11 protein-coding genes are annotated in these 18,410 nt (G+C 66.1%); 7 read left to right on the top strand and 4 right to left on the bottom strand.

What is annotated here, in order from left to right:
* Positions 1-3 precede the first annotated feature (3 nt).
* A complete protein-coding gene (locus HFK18_RS16945) occupies positions 4-720 on the bottom strand; it encodes a response regulator (protein WP_180167129.1) in 717 nt (238 codons plus the stop codon).
* 236 nt (positions 721-956) lie between these two features.
* Here HFK18_RS16945 and HFK18_RS16940 point away from each other — a divergent pair, with 236 nt between their 5' ends.
* The 7 genes from HFK18_RS16940 to HFK18_RS16915 all read left to right on the top strand — a co-directional run bounded on the left by HFK18_RS16940 (position 957) and on the right by HFK18_RS16915 (position 8,601).
* Entirely contained in the window at positions 957-2,138 is a 1,182-nt protein-coding gene (locus HFK18_RS16940; protein ID WP_180167128.1) for an efflux RND transporter periplasmic adaptor subunit, read from the top strand.
* A gap of 2 nt (positions 2,139-2,140) precedes the next feature.
* Positions 2,141-3,439 carry an ATP-binding cassette domain-containing protein gene (locus HFK18_RS16935; RefSeq protein WP_257216285.1) on the top strand — a complete coding sequence of 433 codons (1,299 nt, stop codon included), beginning with the start codon at positions 2,141-2,143 and terminating at the stop codon, positions 3,437-3,439.
* Positions 3,334-4,086 (top strand): FtsX-like permease family protein, encoded by a 753-nt coding sequence (locus tag HFK18_RS22080; RefSeq protein WP_343202974.1) that lies wholly within the window; start codon positions 3,334-3,336, stop codon positions 4,084-4,086. The genes HFK18_RS16935 and HFK18_RS22080 overlap by 106 nt, the downstream gene beginning before the upstream one ends.
* A gap of 153 nt (positions 4,087-4,239) precedes the next feature.
* Positions 4,240-5,373 (top strand): serine hydrolase domain-containing protein, encoded by a 1,134-nt coding sequence (locus HFK18_RS16930; protein ID WP_343202973.1) that lies wholly within the window; start codon positions 4,240-4,242, stop codon positions 5,371-5,373.
* Between the two features lie 72 nt (positions 5,374-5,445).
* A complete protein-coding gene (locus HFK18_RS16925; RefSeq protein ID WP_180167126.1) occupies positions 5,446-6,027 on the top strand; it encodes a hypothetical protein in 582 nt (193 codons plus the stop codon).
* A 96-nt stretch (positions 6,028-6,123) separates the two neighbouring features.
* A complete protein-coding gene (locus HFK18_RS16920) occupies positions 6,124-7,629 on the top strand; it encodes a serine hydrolase domain-containing protein (RefSeq protein ID WP_180167125.1) in 1,506 nt (501 codons plus the stop codon).
* A gap of 150 nt (positions 7,630-7,779) precedes the next feature.
* Positions 7,780-8,601 carry a trypsin-like serine protease gene (locus HFK18_RS16915; protein WP_180167124.1) on the top strand — a complete coding sequence of 274 codons (822 nt, stop codon included), beginning with the start codon at positions 7,780-7,782 and terminating at the stop codon, positions 8,599-8,601.
* Positions 8,602-8,646: 45 nt separating this feature from the next.
* On the opposite strand, the gene HFK18_RS16910 is transcribed toward HFK18_RS16915, so the two are convergent.
* The 3 genes from HFK18_RS16910 to HFK18_RS16900 form a co-directional block, all read right to left on the bottom strand.
* Positions 8,647-9,132, bottom strand: coding sequence for a hypothetical protein (locus tag HFK18_RS16910; protein WP_257216284.1), 486 nt, complete (start codon positions 9,130-9,132; stop codon positions 8,647-8,649).
* 110 nt (positions 9,133-9,242) lie between these two features.
* Complete coding sequence (locus tag HFK18_RS16905) at positions 9,243-9,503, bottom strand: hypothetical protein (RefSeq protein ID WP_180167123.1); 261 nt, start codon at positions 9,501-9,503, stop codon at positions 9,243-9,245.
* Positions 9,500-18,211, bottom strand: a complete 8,712-nt coding sequence (locus HFK18_RS16900; RefSeq protein ID WP_257216283.1) for a glycoside hydrolase family 94 protein — start codon at positions 18,209-18,211, stop codon at positions 9,500-9,502. The genes HFK18_RS16905 and HFK18_RS16900 overlap by 4 nt, the downstream gene beginning before the upstream one ends.
* Positions 18,212-18,410: the final 199 nt, after the last annotated feature.

The raw sequence follows: 18,410 nt of genomic DNA, 5'->3' as shown, positions 1-18,410 counted from the left end.
CCGTCAGCCCAGCAGCCGGTAGCCGACGCCGCGGATGGTCGCCGGAATGCCGCGCACGCCCACATCCTCCAGCTTGCGGCGCAGCTTGCTCACGTGGCTGTCCACCGTGCGCTCCTGGGCATCGCCCTCGGGCAGGCACGCGTGCAGGAGATCGGTACGTGCATGTACCTGGCGCGGCGCACGGGCCATGTGCACCAGCAGGCGGAATTCAGTGAGGGTGACAGTCAACGCATATACTTGGCCTTCGACATGGGCCGTCACATCGTGGCTGCGCAGATCGATCTCGAACGGCCCCTGGCGGATCACGCCGTTGGGCACCTCGGCCCCGGAAGGGGCGCTACGGCGCAGCACCGCCTGGATGCGCGCGACGATCTCGGCGGGGTTGAACGGCTTGGCTACATAGTCATCGGCGCCCACGCGCAGGCCGGTCAGCTTGTCCAGGTCCTGGTCGAGTGCGGTGAGCATGATGACCGGGGTGTTGCCGCGCCGGCGCAGTTCGCTCAGTACCTGCCAGCCATCCTTCTTCGGCATCTGCACATCCAGCAGCACCAGGTCGGGGCGCAGCTGGTGGTGGCTGGCCAGCGCCGCCTCGCCATCGCTGGCCCTGACACTGCGCATTCCGGAACGCGCAAGGTAAGCGCCAAGGATATCGGCGATTTCGCCTTCATCTTCGGCAATCAGGATCAAAGGCATCTGATGGGTGCGGATATCGCGCTTCATCGCGGGCAGGGGGTGGAAGAACCCGGCGAGGCTAGCTCCCCTTGATGGAGGCCCGGTCGAGATTGTGTCGAGATTGTGTGGACCCGTACCGGAGGGTTCAGCGGCGGGTGGTACACCTGAACGCAGGCCCCGGCTCCATGCGATCTCCACACTGGCTCCAGGAAACCTCCAACCAAGGCTTCCAGACTGAGGCCTTGGCGGTCGCGATGGGTGACTGCAAGCAGCCGGGCATCCCGATGAAAACCCGCAAGACTCTGATCATCGCCGCCGCCGTGGCCGTCCTGGCAGGCGGTGTCGGCTGGTGGGCGTTCGCCGATGGCGATGATGGCGCCCTGATCATTGCGCCGGCAAGGGTGGCTGATCTGGAGAAGACCGTGCAGGCGGTGGGCCGGGTCAATCCGAAGGAACTGGTGGCGGTGGGCGCGCAGGTGTCCGGGCAGGTCAAACGCTTGCACGTAGTGCTGGGCCAGCGCGTGCAGGCCGGTGACCTGATCGCCGAGGTCGACTCGCAACCGCAGCGCATCGCTCTGCGCAGTGCTGAAGCATCCGCCAACGCGCTGCGCGCGCAGCATGCCGCCAGCCAGGCCCGCCATGTGCAGGCCAGCCGCATGCTGGATCGGCAGTCGCAGCTGGTGGCATCGCGGCTGGTCTCGCAGGAGGGCTTCGAGGCCGCGCGAGTGGCCCGCGACGCGGCACGCTCGGAGGTGGCTGCATTGCAGGCGCAGATCGACCAAGCGGTGACCCAGGTGGAAACGGCCCGGATCAACCTGGGCTATACCCGCATTCTTTCGCCGAGCGACGGCTACATCGTCGCCATCGTCACCAAGGCCGGGCAGACGCTGAACTCCATGCAGACCACGCCGACCATCGTGATGCTGGTACAGATGGACACGATGACCGTACGTGCCGAGATCGCCGAGGCCGATGTGGAACTGATCGCAGTTGGCCAGCCGTTGTGGTTTTCGACGCTGGGGCCGAGCGGACGGCGCTACGAATCCCACCTGCAGCAGCTGGAGCCCGCGCCGTCCTCGATTGCCGACGCGGCTTCGGCCGCTACCGGCAGCTCGGCGCAGACACCAAAGGCGGTGTACTACGCGGGCCTGTTCGATGTGGCCAACCCTGGCCTGAAGCTGAAACCTTCGATGACCGTGAAGGTGACGCTGCAGCTGGCCCGGGCCAGCAACGCACTGCAGGTCCCGTTGACCGCACTGAACGGATCGGACAGTGGCGACGACAATCGCGGCAGCGTGCGCGTGGTTGATGCCAAGGGGCGCGCCCACGAGCGCGCGGTGACCACCGGCCTGCGCACTGCCACCGCCGTGCAGATCCTGTCCGGCCTGCGGGTTGGCGAGAACGTGGTGGTCGGCCAGGCCCCCAGTGGTGGCGAGCCACAGGCCAGCAGCCTGCTGGGGATGTGAACATGACCCGCGCGCTGCTTGAACTGCATGGCGTATCGCGCGCCTACCGTACTGCCGCCGGTGAAGTGGTGGTGCTGAAGGACGTATCGCTGCGCATCGATGCCGGCGAGTTCATCGCCATCATCGGCCCGTCTGGCTCGGGCAAGTCAACGCTGATGAACATCCTGGGCTGCCTGGACCGCCCCACCCAAGGCAGCTACTGCGTAGACGGCGCGGCCACCGAGCAGATGTCGCCGGACGAGCTGGCGCGCCTGCGTCGCGAGCACTTTGGCTTCATCTTCCAGCGCTACAACCTGATGGAGAATCTGAGCGCCACCGAGAACGTCGCATTGCCAGCGATCTACGCAGGCGTGGATGCCTCAACGCGCACGGCGCGGGCACGCGTACTGCTGGAAACGCTGGGGCTGGGCGAACGTACCGGCAACCGGCCGAGCCAGCTGTCCGGCGGCCAACAGCAGCGCGTGTCCATCGCCCGTGCGTTGATGAACGGCGGCGCCATCGTGCTGGCCGACGAGCCCACCGGCGCGCTGGACCATGCCAGCGGCCAACAGGTGCTGGCCGAGTTGAAGCGCCTGCATGCGCAAGGCCACACGGTCATCCTGGTGACCCACGATGCATCGGTTGCCGCCCACGCGGCGCGGGTGATCGAGATCGCCGATGGGCGCGTCGTGGCCGATAGCGGTGCGGGCGGTCGCGCGGCCGTGCAGGCCAGATCCGCGCCCAAGCGCGGCCAGTCGTCGCGTGCCGAGCGGCGTGCTCGACTGGATGGCGTACGCGAGGTTGCGCACATGGCAGTGCGCTCGATGCTGGCCCATCGCCTGCGCACGTTGCTGACCATGCTCGGCATCATCATCGGCGTGGCCGCCGTGGTCACCGTGGTGGCATTGGGCAAAGGCGCACAGGCGCAGGTGGAATCACAGATCAACGAGCTTGGCGCCAGCACACTGGAGATCTTCCCGGGCACCGATTTCGGTGACCCGCGTTCGGCGGAAATCGAAACGCTGGTGGTCGCTGATGCCGACCATCTGGCCGCACTCAGCTACGTGGACAGCGTCAGTCCGTCCTTGAGCGGCTCGGTGGCCGCGCTGCAGGGCAGCCGACGCGCCAACACGCAGGTGATGGGCGTCGGCGCTGATCTGCCGCGCGTACGCGGCCTGCGCCTGAGAAGGCCGGGCGCTTCTTCACCGATGCTGAAGTGGACGCGCACCGCGCAGTGGGCGTGGTCGACCAGAAGGCCGCCGCCGCACTGTTCAGCGGCAGCCCGATCGGCAGCACGGTACTGCTGGGCGGCATGCCGGTAGAGGTGATCGGCGTGGTCGGCGCCAGCGCCTTTGCCGGCGGTGCAACGCCCACTGTTTATGTGCCGTATACCTCGGCATCCTCGCGCCTGCTGGGCAGCCAGCGGCTGGAGAGCATCATCGTGCGCGTGCGCGACAATGTCTCCACCACCGCAGCCGAAGCTTCCTTGGCCGCCGAACTGCAGCTGCGGCATGGCCGCCGCGACTTCTTCATCTACAACGCCGACCAGATCCGCAAGGCGGTGATGAAGTCCAGCCAGACCATGGCCGCACTGGTGTCGGCCATCGCCGCCGTAGCCTTGATTGTCGGCGGGGTAGGGGTGATGAACATCATGCTGGTATCGGTGAAGGAGCGCGTGCGCGAGATTGGTGTGCGCCTGGCGGTGGGGGCGCGGCAGGGTGACATCCTGCGCCAGTTCCTGATCGAAGCGGTGCTGATCTGTCTCTTCGGCGGCGTACTCGGCGTGCTGCTGGCCTTCAGCGCGGGTGCGTTGTCCAGCTTTTTGTCGCTGGGCGTGCCGTTCCTGTTTACTGCCGCGCCGGTGCTGGCCGCACTGGCGTGCTCGTCAGCCATAGGCCTGGGCTTCGGCTACTTCCCGGCGCGCAGTGCCGCACAGCTGGACCCGATCCAGGCGCTGGCGGCGGAGTAGGGTGCGAGCCTGCCCAGCCGTGAGAACCGGCACAGGCGTGGGCCTTGGCCGTCGGCTATCTTAAGGCCCCATTCCGCACCTCCCTTCAAGCGGCGACGCATGCACGTGACTTCGATGAGTGTCCGAAACAGGCGATGGCTCAGCTGCCTCCTGGTGTCCGCCGCGCTGTTGGCTGCAGGCTGCGCCAGCGAAAAGGTTCCAGCGAAGGATCTGGGGACGGAGATCGATGACGTTGCCGCAACGCTGATCCAGCAGCCGTTGCTTCATTCAACCTCGATCGGCGTCGTGTACCGGGGCAAGGAATTCATCCGTCATCGCGGCGACATGGAAACCGGCAAGCCAGGCCTGCCGACCGATGCGACGCTCTACGAGATCGGTTCGTTGAGCAAGACCCTGGCGGGCACCCTGATGGCCAATGCCGTCCTGGAACACAAGGTGAGTCTGGACGACGATGTTCGACAGTACCTGCAGGGGGACTATCCGAACCTGCAGTACAAGGGCGAGCCCATCCGCATCCGCCATCTGTTGTCGCACACCAGCGGCCTGCCGAACATGTTGCCGGAGCGTGCGAACACGGTGCTGGCGGACTTCACCGATCATCGTACGCCAGGCGAACTCAACGCCATCTACGCGCACTACGGCAAGGCCGACTTCTTCAAGGATCTGCACGCTGTCGAGATCGGCCGGGCGCCCGGTAAGGATTACGCGTACTCCAGTGCCGGGACGGAGCTGACGGCGCATATCCTGGAGACCGTCTACAAGCGCGACTACGCGTCGCTGTTGCGCGGATACCCTGGGGATTCCGCAGCGATGACAGGGCTACGACTCACACTGAGCGACGACGAGGCGCTGCGCCTTGCGGTCGGCTATCACAGCGACAATCCGGTGCCGACCACGCCGATGCCGCAGTTGCCGTGGGGCGCTTCCGGGAACGTAAAGGCGACTGTTCCGGAGATGGTGAAGTACCTCAGGTTCCAGCTGGCGAACGGGCCCGTGGTAAAGGAATCGCATCGGCCCTTGGTCAAATTCGACTCCGAGTTCAGCATCGGCTACTTCTGGAACATCGTCGCCGGCGATCAGCTGAAGGGCGTGTACTACGCCCATCATGGTGGTGTGCCGCGTTCGCAGTGCTACATCTACATCGTGCCCAAGTACGATCTTGGCATCTTCGTCATCACCAACCAGAGCGGCGACCAGACTGCGCGCGCCATGCAGACGGCGATCGATACGCTGGTCGAGAAGATTGCTGAGCGGGAGGCCGCCGCTAATGCTGAAGCTTACCGATAGCGGCTGTGCTTTCCGTCTGTCCGGTGTAGTGTCGAACGATCTTTGCACATACCCAGGCAGGAGCATTTCGCGTTGATCACCCGTACATTGAACAAGGTTCTGTTGCTCGCATGCCTGGGACTTGCCATGGCGCCCACGGCGCCAGCAGCAGAATCGATCCGCAGGGCCGCTCCCAACCAGGAAGACATCGATCGAGCACTGGCGCTCGTGTCCTGCAAGGCCGATCGCACCGCATTCCGGACCTTGGCCAATCAGGTGCGTGGCATCGCAACCAGCGGAAAGTCATCGGCTGGCTGGCAACCAATCGCCGGTGAAGACGGGGGTTACAGCAACGCACTGGGCGACATGCCCGGTGTTGTCGCGGAAATGCAGCTTCCAGCACCGGTTCTCGTCTTCGGTCATCCGTCCACACGGTTGGTACTGTCGCGCAGTTCCGTGGTGGCTGTCTTTGATGAAGCCATTGCTGCGGACCTCACCAAGGCCCTGTCCCTCGACGCACCGGGGACACAGGACACACCTGCAGGGATGCGTGTGGTCCAGTCAGCACCGGAAGCGCAGGGCGATGGCATCGAAGTGATGGCACTGGTGGCCCAGCGCATCGACGCCGACCCAGTGCCGATCGCCGTGGCCGGGTGCCTGTACTTCACTCGATGAAAGGCTGGCACCCATAGGCCATCAGTCATGGCTCCCGGTACAGCCTGCGACTGCTCGGCACAGCTACACTGCGCCTTTCCCAAGTGAGGCCTGTAGATGCCCAGCGCCACTCTGCTGTTCGCGCAACACGCAAGACGCTTTCTGTTGCGAACTGTGCTGGCAGCAACAAGCGCCATGGCGATAGTGATCGGCATTTCGGGACAGGCGAGAGCAGCGGCCAACCCCGCCGAGTTGAAGCAGCTGGTAGACAGCTATGCAGCGAACCGTGACTTCAATGGCGTAGTGCTTGTGGCCCAGCATGGAAGGGTGCTGTATCGCGGCGCCTACGGGCTGGCCAACCGCGAATGGCAGGTGCCGAATGTGGGCGAGGGCGTGTTTCGCATCGGCTCACTGACCAAGCCGGTCACCGCGATCCTGGTGATGCAATTGGTGCAGGAGAACAGGCTGCGGCTGGATGGGACACTGGGTGAGTACCTGCCGGCGCTCTATGCAGGTACGCCCGCCGCCGCGGTCACCGTGGCGCAACTGCTGAACCACACCTCCGGCATCGCCGATCTCCCCCGCAGCTACGAAGACCCCTGGTGGCAGACACAGGCCAGGCTCCCGCTGGAACCCGTTGATTTCGCGAAGGCGTGGATCCCCGCGAAGCTGCAAAGCGCTCCGGGAACAGAGTGGCGCTACAACAACAACGGCTATTTCCTGCTTGGCCTGATCATCGAGAAGGTGACGGGTACCAGCTACGAAGCCAATCTTCGAAGCCGGGTTCTGGACAAGGCAGGCATGAAGGACAGCGGGCTGTATCGCGCCAACGAACTCATTCCACGCTTGGCGACGGGCTATCAAACCCGGCCCGACCTCAGCCTGGCTCGCCCCATGCCGATCGATCCGAGCGTCTCGTTCTCGGCAGCCGGTCTTTACTCCACCGTCGACGATCTGCTTCGCCTGGACCAGGCCCTGCAGGGCGATTCGTTGCTGAACGAGCCGTCGCGGCGGGTCATGTGGACCGACCATCGCTCCGGCTATGGGTACGGCTGGGAAGTGGAGAGCTGGCCCTTGCCGGCCGGTGGCACCTACAAGGTGGAATCGCATACGGGCAGCGTTCCCGGCTATCAGAGCTACTGGCTCCGCGCCGAGCAGGACCAGTCTGCGGTGATCATCCTGGACAACTACTGGCAGGGCGAGACGGTAGCGACCTTGGGCAAGGACCTGATGGCAGTACTGCACGGCAAGCCGATTGCCCTCGCCAAAAAGAACCTGGGCGACCTGCTGGTACCACTGGCCCTGTCACAGGGCGTGGCGGGCATGGCCCGAGCCTACGAGGGGCTGGGCACGACCGCCGGGCAATACGACACGTCCGAGAAGGCGCTGAACTCGCTGGGCTATCGTCTGTTGAGAATGAAGCACATGGCAGAGGCCGTGGCGGTGTTCCAATGGAATGCCAGTGCGCATCCGGAATCCGCGAATGTCCACGACAGTCTCGGTGAAACCTACCGTGCCAATGGACAGCGTGATCAAGCGATAGGCAGTTACCGCAGAGCCGCCCAGCTTGCGCCCGATGATGCGCGCCTGCGCGGGATTCTGAAGGAGCTGGAAGACCGGTAAATTCAGGGCTGCCGTGATGCCGGAGCTGCGGGCTACACCCTCGGCGCTTCCTCGTACGGGTGTGGGACTTGGGGGGGGCGCACGTACTGCCCGGGACGGATCTGTTCGGCTAGTCTGCGACAACTGACCACAAGAAGGATGAAGGCATCCATGATTCGCTGGCTGTTCCTGGCGCTTGCCGCGCTGCCATTGTGCGCCGGGGCTATCGTCATCCGCGATGACGTTGACGATGCCCGATACCGGATCGACGGAACGGAGTTTCCTGCTCTGGCCGATATGCCGGGCGAGGGGCAGGGCGTTCTGATCGCTCCCAGATGGGTATTGACGGCGGCGCATGCAGCTCCGATGGAAGGGATGGGAGCCACAATCGCCATCAATGGAACGGACTACGGCGTGGAGCGCGTGTTCCTGCATTCCGGCTACAGGAGAATGCCTGAGGCCTTGGGCAAGGAGGCACTGGCAACGAGAAATCCCGCCAGGATCCACGCGTTCCTGGCCGAAACGGATGACATCGCACTGATCAGGCTTCAGGCACCCGTGAATGATGTGCAGCCCGTGCCGCTCTATCGCGGCACCGCTGAGGTCACACAGATCGCAGCGCTGATTGGGAAGGGCGCCACCGGCAATGGCGCCGTTGGGCTGGTGCCGGGCGGGCCGCATCGCACGACGCTGCGGCGTGCGTACAACGCCATTACTGGCGGTAACGATCGGTATCTCTGGTACCGTTTCGATGCCCCTCCGCATGGTTTGCCGCTTGAAGGCGTGCTGGGTAACGGTGACAGCGGCGGCCCACTGGTCATCAATAATCACGGAATCTTGCAGCTGGTGGGCCTCGGTTCGTGGATCACTGCCGTTCCCGAGCACGCGCTTGAAGCGGGCTTCTATGGCCAGGTTGTCTACAACGTACGTGTATCGCGTTACATCGACTGGATCGAGAGCGTAATGCGCACCAACGATGATGCGTCACGCTGATCCTCCGTTCGCCTCGATCTTTGGCGGGTAGTCGCGGTGGGACGCTCAGCGCATCGCGCATGTTGTCGAGGTGGACCGTGGGGCGGGAACCCGCCAGACCTGTTCACCCTCCTCGTCATCGCCGACGTAGAACGCGATGCGCCCATCCTCCTCGTAGCGGAGAGTAGGGCTGAAGGTAATGGTATCGATTTCGCTGCCCTTGCCGATGAAACGTATTTCGCCGCCACAGACAAAGTTCGAGCCGGGCGCCTCTCCCAGCGCGCCACAGTTCAGTGGCGAGGATTCGGCACGGTCCAGCTGCTTTACGCGAGGCTGGATGCGCCCCTGGTCGGCCAGTTCGCAGAAGTAGTCGGCGATGGTGTTTCGCATCTGGGCCTGCGATGGCATCCACGCCGGGCAACCGGATGCATCAGCTTTGCAGCTGCTTGCCGGGGCAGTGGAGGCAGGCTGCGAGGATGGTGCTGCGCCCGCCGTTGAGAGAGACAGCAGGGATGCCGCAATGGCAAGTTGCAGGCGAGTGAAAACGAACATGCGTATCTCTGGAAACTCGAGATCGACATCCTAGCGCAGGGAGCCCGTCTTGGCCTTTGCTCGAGCTGCTTCTGCAGCGAGGGGGATCAGCGTGACGATGGCACCAACCTTCACTCCTCTGGCTTCCGCGATGGCACGCTGTCGTCACGTTCGTGCCAGAGCGGCAGCTCGAGCGCGTGGCGCTTCAGCATGGCCTGGATGCACGCGTGTGCGTGGCCCCTTTCCGCGTGCTCACATTGGTCCAGAATTTCTGCAGCCAGCGTTTCAAACTGCGGCCAGAACTGCGCCGGATGCCGCACCTGCGCCAACCAGTGCACCAGCATGTCGGCAAGTGCACCAAGCTGCACCTGTATTTCGGGGCGAACGTTCATCCCGGGGGCGCACCCAGATCAAGTGCAACACGGTAGTGATGCCCGTCATCCCGAAGCAGGACGGTAAGGTCCGGCTGCAGCATGCCATCCACATGCAACGTTGCCTGGCCCTGCGCAGTGCGTGTCACCACGAATTCGTAGAAGCTGCGACCGAAGCGGTAGCTGAGTTCGAAGGACGGCCAGTGATCGGGCAGGCACGGTGCAAGCGACAGGCGATCACCGTCACGACGTATGCCGAGCAGGGATTCCACCAGCAGGCGATACATCCAGCCGGCCGAGCCGGTGTACCACGTCCAGCCGCCGCGCCCGACATGAGGAGACACGGCGTATACATCGGCTGCCAACACATACGGTTCGACGCGGTAGGTCTGCACCGCTTCCGGGTCCAGCGCGTGATTGAGCGGATTGATCATGCCGGCCAGCTCCCAGGCACGCACCGCGTCTCCCTGCTGTGCGAATGCCATCGCCGCCCACACGGCCGCGTGGGTGTACTGGCCGCCATTCTCGCGCACGCCTGGTACGTAGCCACGAATGTAGCCGGGGTCTTCCGTGGTCTGGTCGAACGGCGGATCGAGCAGCTGGATCAGCTGGGCGTCCTTCCGCACCAGATGCGCGTAGAGCGAATCCAGCGCCTGCGTGGCACGCTCAGGCGCGGCAACGCCTGACAGCACCGACCAGCTCTGGGAGATCGAATCGATGCGACATTCCTGGTTCTGTGACGAGCCCAACGGGGTGCCGTTGTCGAACCAGGCGCGGCGATACCATTCCCCGTCCCAGGCATGCAGTTCCAGGTTCTGGCGCAGGCTGTCGGCCTGCTGTTGGCACCATTGCGCACGGGAGGTGTCGCCACGCGCGTTGGCCACCCCGATGAAGCGGTGGAGCGTGTCGTGCAGGAAGAAACCGAGCCACACACTTTCACCGCGCTGCTGGTCGCCGACGCGGTTCATGCCGTCGTTCCAATCACCACTGCCCATCAACGGCAGGCCGCGCTCGCCGAGCAGCCGGCAACCGCGCTCGAGCGCGAGGACGCAATGTGCATACAGGCTGTCGCGCTGCGTCGAAGGGGTAGGCGTGTCGTAGTAGCCTTCCTCTTCTGCGGTCACCGCGCGCCCCTCGATAAAGCCGACCGTCTCGTCCAGCACGCTGGCATCGCCGGTGACCTCCAGGTAACGGCAGGCGCCATGGGGCAGCCACAGATAGTCGTCGGAGCAGCGCGTGCGCACCCCGCGACCTTGCGGCGGGTGCCACCAGTGCATCACATCGCCGTCGGTGAACTGGTGTGCAGCGCACAGCAGCAGGTGTTCGCGGGTCAGCTCCGGGCGAGCGTGCACGAGAGCGAGCGCGTCCTGCAGCTGGTCGCGGAAGCCGAACGCTCCGCCTGACTGATAGTAGCCACTGCGCGCCAGGTAGCGGCAGCCCAGGGTCTGGTAGACCAGCCAGCCATTGGCCAGTGCGTCCAGCGCCGGGTCCGGCGTACGCACCTGCACCGTGGCCAGCACATTGCGCCAATGGATGCGCACCGCGTCCAGCGCGTCGATGGCCTCCTGGGCGCCTTGGCGGCTTCGTGCCAGTGCAAGCGTTTCCTCGCGGTCGCGCCCCGCGCCGAGGCGGAACGTGGTTTCACTACGGTCGCCTGGCGCCAGCTCCAGGGGCACCTGGATCGCCGCACAGGGATCCAGGCCCGCGCCCATCCGTCCATCCAGCCGTTCGCGCCGCAGCGCCGCCGGTGCCTGCAGGCTGCCGTTGCGGCCGATGAACTCCAGGCGATCACAGGTCCAGCCGCAGCCGTCGGCATCGGTGTCGAAGAAGGCCATCCGGCCGCCGAAGTCGGTGCTGTAGGTATTGCGCGCCAACAGCGCGCCGGTCTGTGGGTCGCGCTCGGTGACCACGTGCATGCGCGACTTCGCGCGCAGGTCACCCATCACCCACTCGACGTAGCCGATGGCCGACAGCCGCCGTGTCCTGCCCGACAGGTTGTGCAGGCGCAGGACCGAGAACTTCAGCGGCGCGGCGACGTCGACGAAGACCCACAGCTCACTGGCGATGCCGTCCTCGACATGCTCGTACACCGTGTAGCCGAATCCATGCCGCGTACGGTAGGCCCCGGTGCCCCTGCGCGGCAGCGGCATCGGCGACCAGACACGCCCGGTATCCTCGTCGCGCAGGTAGAACGCCTCGCCGCCCGTGTCCGAGACCGGGTCATTGAGCCAGGGCGTCAAGCGGAACTCGTGCGCATTCTCGAACCAGGTGTAGCCCGGCGCACTTTCGCTGACGACCGTGCCCAGGCGGGCGTTCGCGATCACGTTGGCCCATGGCGCCGGCGTCGGCGCGTCTTCGCGCACCACCACGACATACTCGCGGCCGTCCTCGCTGAAACAGCCGGTGCCGTTGTCGAACTGGCCGGCGCCGCGGTAGGGAAGGAACGGCCACGGGTCATCCATCTCCTCGTCGTGCCCGGCGCCCGGGGGCAAGCCGGCGTCGGGGCCCCCGTCTGCGACGATGGACAGCCCCGGCGTCGCCTCCGGCGACAGTGCCAGTTCCTGCTGCACTGCCTGCGGCACCAGGGGCGGGATCCGTCGCGGAGGCGGCGGTTGGCGGCCGACCTGTGCGGCGAGGGTGCCGTCCTCGTCGCTGATCACCGCCCGTGCCACCGCCTGCAACAGGACGCGATCCTCGTGGGTCATGTTCTGCACCGGCCGCACGAAAATGCCGCCGGGGCGATCAAGCAGGCCCGTCTCCGAACTGGCGGCCACCATCCCCAGGATCTGGTCCTGCAGTTCCTGCCGATAGCCGGCCTTGCTGTCGTTCCAGATGACCAGATCGGTGTTGAGGCCCTTCTGGCGCCAATAGGCGTGCGCCTGCACCAGTTGCCTGACCAGTTCCACGTTGTCCGCGTCGGTGACCTTGAGAAGCACGATGGGCAGGTCGCCCGAGATTGCATGGCTCCACAGCCCGGATTGTCCGCGCTGGTTCTGCAGCAGGACGCCGGCAGCCGCGCGCAGCAGTGGAGCGGCATACAGCACGTGGGCAGCCAAGCGCTCGTACAGTGCCGCCTCTGCCTGGCTGGCGTTGATCTGCCGGCGCACCACCTGGCTATGCGTCCACGCCAGGTCGAAGACGCGGTCGGCCAGGCGTCGGTCACGGTATTTGTCCACCAGCACCTCGCAACCGGGGCGGTCGGCGCCGACGCCATAGACCATGTCCAGCTGCACGGTCTGCTCGGGCTCAAGCACCACGCGGACGCGGATCGCCACGATCGGGTCGAGCACCGAGCCATCCGTGCCGGAAAGATCGGTATCGGTGGTCAATGCCTGTGGCGTCCGCGGTGTATTGCCACGGCCGAGGAAGCGCGCACGGTCGGTTTCGTAGGAGATCGACACCACCTCCGCGTCATGCACGGCGACCAGATGGAACATCCACGGCGGAACCTCGTCGTGCGAACGGGGCCGGCGCGTGCACAGCACGGCCTGCTTGGCCGCCAGGATCTCGCTCTGCACGAAGAGGTTGCTGAAGGCCGGATGCGCATCGTCGGCCGCGGCGGGTGCCAGCACCACTTCGGCATAGGTGGTGACTTCCACCGTGCGCTGGCGACGGCTGCGGTTGGTCAGGCGCAGGCGCCTGAGCTCGATGTCGTCCTCGGCAGAGATGGCGACCTGTAGATGGCTCTCGCAGCCGCGGCGCGTACCACGGAATTCCGCCTTGGCGTCCGAGAAGATCGCCTCGTAATTGTCCACCGCTACGCAGGTGGGCTGGTACGCGGCAGACCAGAACTCGCCGCTGTCCACATCGCGCAGATAGCAGAACGACCCCCAGGCATCGGTGGTGCCATCCTCGCGCCAGCGGGTCAGCGACAGATCGCCGTGGCGGCTGTAGCCGCCGCCGGCATGGGTCAGCATGCCGTGGTAGCGTCCGTTGGACAGCAGCTGCACCTCCGGGCGCGGGCCGCCCGGGTCCCGCAGTACGCGCAGCGCCGTCTCGTCCTCGGCCGTGGCCGAGTGCTCGCCCAGCGCTTCCACCTCATGCGGGTGGAAGACGCCGATGCGCGGGATGCGTTCCTGCAGCAACAGCAAGGTGGCCTGGAACTCGACATCGGCAAGGAAGCGGCGCTGCATCGGCTGGTCGCGCAACAGGTAATCCAGCGACAGCAGGCCCATGCCCTGGTGGTGGGCCATGAACGAACGCAACAGCACGTGATCCTGCCCCGGCGGCAGCCGGGCAGGGGTGTAGTCGATCGCCTCGTACATGCCAAAGCGCCCGGCAAACCCCAATCCCTCCAGCACCTGCAGGTTCTGGCACGCCGCTTCCGGCGCCACCATCAGCGCCATCATGCTGGCATAGGGCGCGATGACCCGATCCTGGCCCAGGCCGCGCTTCAGCCCCAACCCCGGTACGCCGAACGCCCGGTACTGGTAGTTCAGGCGGGCATCGACGGCGTTGTAGCCGGACTCTGACACCCCCCACGGCAGATTCAGGGTCCGCCCGTAGACGATCTGCGCCTCGACCGCGTGCCGCGCGGTCTGGTCCAGCAGCGTATCCGGATAGCTGGGCATCACCAGCTGCGGCATGAGGTACTCGAACATCGAGCCACTCCATGACAACAGCGTCGGCGTGCCGTTGACCTCAGTGAGCATCCGGCCGAGCGCGAACCAACTCTCCTGCGACAACTGTCCCTGGGCGATGGCGACGAAAGCGCATAGTCGCGCTTCAGAGGCCAGCAGGTCGTAGAAGCTGTTGTCGAGGCGGTGGTCGTCGACGTTGTAGCCGATCGAAAGCAGGTTGCGGGTGCGGTAGAACAGGAACCCGTATTCCATCAGCGAGAACTGCCCGGCGCGGTGCGCCAGGGCCTGCAACTGCTGGATGCGCGCACGGGCATCCGCACCGGCGGTGCCGCGCAGCGCAGCCAGCTGGCGCAGGCTGGGCACCGGTGCTTCGTCGTCCGCATTGGCATCGGCAGGGAGATTGGCAAGCGACGCGTGGGCGGCATGGCATTCGGCGGCGAACAGGGTCGGCCAGTGCAGCTCACCTTCCTCGGGCGATGGCGGCGCGGGCCACTGCGCCAGCACGACGTCGGCCAAGCCGACCAGTTCCTGCAGGCGGGCGAGAATCTCCGCCGTTCCGACAGGGCGGTCGACACGCGTTGAGGCCAGACGCTGGCGCAGATGGTTGAGCGCCTCGACCAGTGCTGCATCGTCGCGGCGATGGCGCTGCCGTTCCTCTTCCAGCACGCCGAGCGTATCGGCCAGGCCATCGAAGGTGTGCGGCGCCAGCACCGGCGCATCCACCAGCGCGAGCAGGCCCTGGCGCAGCGTCAGCAGATGCCCGGCAAGATTGCCGCTGTCCACGGTGGAAACGTAGCGCGGCGGCAGCGGCGCCAGGGTTTCAGTGTCGTACCAGTTCAGGAAGTGACCGCGATGGCGCGGCAGCTGGTCCAGCGTGTCGAAGGTGAGGGCCGTACGTTCAGCGACCGCGCCCAGCTGCAGATAGCCGAAATCCCACGCCGACAGATTGGCCAGCAGGGACAGGCCGATGTTGGTTGGCGAGGTGCGGCGTGCCACCACCAGCGACGGATGCTCCTGGATGTTGTCCGGTGGCAACCAATGATCCTGCTCGCGCACCCAGGCCTGGAAGAAGGACCAGGTGCGACGCGCCAGCCGGCCCAGGAACGCCCGCTGCGTTACCGAAAGCTCCGCCACGCTCGCGGCCGGTGGCCGGCCCAGCCACGCCATCAACGCGGGGGCAAAGACCCAGGCCAACAGCAAGGGCAGGGCGAACGGCAGCGCCTGCGGACGCACGCTGGCCACCACAACCACCAAAGCAATCGCCAGCAGTGAGGCCGGCGCCATCACCCGCCATTCCGCGCCGCGGTCGCTGCCGAGACGGCGCTCGACTTCGCTTGAAGGGTTCCACTGCAGCAGGTGGCGGCGCGTGACGGCCATGCGCCAGAGCGTGCGCAGCACCGCGTCGCTCGCCAGCAATGCCTCGAAGGGCAGGCACGCGACCTGGATGGACGCGCGCAGCAACGATTGCAGCGTGCCGCGCCCGACCTTGATGTAGTGCGCTTCCAGCGGCGTGTCGTCCGGAACGCTCAGGGCATCGCGCAGCATGCCTATCAGCGGCGGCGCGTACCACAGCGCCAGCACCCACGCCGTCCATGCCGCAGGGTTTACGGCATACAACCAGCCCACCACCAACAAGGCCAGCGCAGCGATCGGCACCAGGCTGCGGCGCAGGTTGTCCAGCAACTTGCCGCGTGACAGCAGACTGAGCCGGTTGCGTTCCCATCCCGGGCCCGGGCGCGGCGTCCACGGCATCAACCACGGCAACAACTGCCAGTCGCCGCGGATCCAGCGCGCACGGCGCTTGGCGTCGGCGGCGTAGCGCTCGGGGTAGTCCTCGTACAGGCGCACATCGCTGACCAGGCCCGCACGTGCATAGCAACCTTCCAGCAGGTCGTGGCTGAGGATGCGGTTCTCGGGCAGGCGACCCTCGAGTGCATGCTCGAAGGCCTCGACGTCATAGATGCCCTTGCCCACGAACGAGCCTTCGTCGAACAGGTCCTGGTAGACGTCCGAGACCATGCGCGTATACGGATCGATGCCCGGCTCGCTGCCGAACATCCGGGCAAAACGCGAAGTGCGGCGCCGCCCGAGACTGGTGCCGACGCTGGGCTGCAGGATGCCGTAGCCCTCCACCACCCGTTGCAGCGTGGGATCGAAGCGCGGGCGGTTGAGCGGGTGCGCCAGGGTGGCGACGAACGCGCGTGCCGCATCGCGCGGAAGTTGTGTATCCGAATCCAGGGTGATGACGTAACGGACGCCGATCAGCGCAGCCGCGTCACCGACGATGCGCATGAACGCGGCCGCATCGCCCAGACGGAGCAGGGCATTGAGTGCCGCCAGCTTGCCGCGCTTGCGCTCGTGTCCCATCCACACGCCTTCACCCGGGTTCCATTGCCTGGGGCGGTGCAGCAGGTAGAAGCGATCGCCGCGCTCGGGCGCGTAGCGCCTGTTCAATTCCTCGATCCGTGCCGTGGCGTGCGCAAGCAGGGTGTCGTCCGTCGCCGCCGTGGCCTCCGCCGCGTCGAGAAAGTCCGTCAGCAGCACGAAGCGCAGCTGAGGATCACGATTGGCCAGGAACCGCACCTCCAGCGCTTCGACCAGCACGTCGATTCCTTCGACGCTGGACAACATCGAGGGGACCGCGACCACGGTGGCGCAGGCGGTAGGGATGCCTTCGCTGAAATCCAGCTTGGGCAGCGGCCTGGGGGCGACCAGCACCGTTGCGGTCCAGTTCACCAGCACGATGCCCAGCTCGCTGAACACCAGCAGTGCGAGCAGCGCGGCCAGCCAGAGCGGTACCGAACCACTGCCGGTTGCCAGCAGGCCCGCGGTGGCCAGCACCGCCAGCAGGGCGATCGGCAGCAGGTACAGCGCAAGCGGCACGCGATGTGCCAGTCGCCGTGCCTTGCGGTGGCGCGGTGCTGCCTCGGCCACCGCTTCCACGGTGGCGTCCAGGCCCTCGCCAACCAGCCAGTAGCCCACGTGCGCACGCGGCCCATCCGGCGGTGTCGCCGTCCGTGCCAGGTCCAGCGCGATGGTGGCAACGCGCTCCTCTGCCATGCGGCTGCCGCGGGCGATCTTCTCCACCACGTGGCGGTAGGCGTCGCGGGTGGCGAAATCCATCTGCGCATACACGGCCATCGGGTCTTCGCGCAGCCGCTGCTCCACCACACTCATCTCTTCGACAAACGTGCGCCAATCCATGGTGGAGAGAAAGCGCAGGCTGCCGATGCTGTTGCCGATCGACACCTGGTCGGCCGCCTGCTGCTGCCCCTCGGCGGCGACCAGTTCATCGATGCGCTGCCCGGCCGCTGCTGCCCACTGTTCCAGCCACGCGACGGGCATGGCCCAGGCACCGCCGCGCCCATGCAGCGAGCGCGTCAGCTCGGCGATGAACGCGCCGGTCAACGGCGGCGTGGATCGTGCCATGTCCGCAACCACCAGGACCACATCGGTCGGGGTCTCGGAAGCGGCTTGATTGAGGCTGTCTGCCCATTGCGAAGCGAGGCGACGGTCGGTTCCATCGCGCATCACCCGCGCCGCCATGCGCCGCAGGTTCTCCAGCAGCGCCAGGCGCAGCATGATGGGAACCGCCCACAGCTCGCCCAGGCTCAGCGGCGCGAGCGACTGGTACGAAGCGATGAAGCGGCCCAGCGTGTCCGCGTCAATGCGGCCGTCACCGTGCGCGATGGCCTGCATCGACAGCTCATACACCCGCGGCAAGCCGGCCGAGGGGCCCGAGACAAGCGACGGCAGCTGCCGGCTGTAGCCGCGCGGCAGGTGGCGCCGCGCGGTCTGGATCTGTTCCTCAACCAGGTAGTAGTTGTCGAGCAGCCATTCCCCCGCCGGGGTTACCGGCCGCTGTTCGCGTACCACGCTGCTGAGCAGCGAATTGGCGTCTTCCAGCACCCGCTCGTTGGCCTGCAGGCGTTCGAGCAGGCGCTCCGGGCCGGGTCGCATCCGCACGCGGTGCTGGCGCGCCAGCGCGCGGCCGTACACCTCCATCTGTTCAACGCTGTACAGCGCGGCACGCAGTGGTCCCTCGGTTGCCTCGATGGCGGGGACCGAGGCCTGGTGTTCACGCCAGCGCCAACGCACACGACGACGCAGGCGCAGCCAGCGGCCAAATAGACGACGAAGGTGGGGCATGGGCTACCAAGGGGGAGGGTGCGTCCTGCATGGTTGCATTGCAGGTGCCGTGGTAGCTGTGAAGGCCGGGTTTCCGGTCCCTGATGGCGGAGTCGAGCCCCCGGGGCGGAACTCCCTCGCTCCATTCACCCCGCAGCAGCGAGAATGTGTCACCGAGCACGCTCTGCTGCGTGCCGCTTACTGCCTGCAGGATCGCGAA

Origin of the sequence: Stenotrophomonas sp. SbOxS2, from assembly GCF_013416715.1 — a bacterium.
GTDB lineage: Bacteria > Pseudomonadota > Gammaproteobacteria > Xanthomonadales > Xanthomonadaceae > Stenotrophomonas > Stenotrophomonas lactitubi.
Note: the sequence above shows the minus strand (reverse complement) of the source record. Positions and strands in the feature narration are given on the sequence as shown.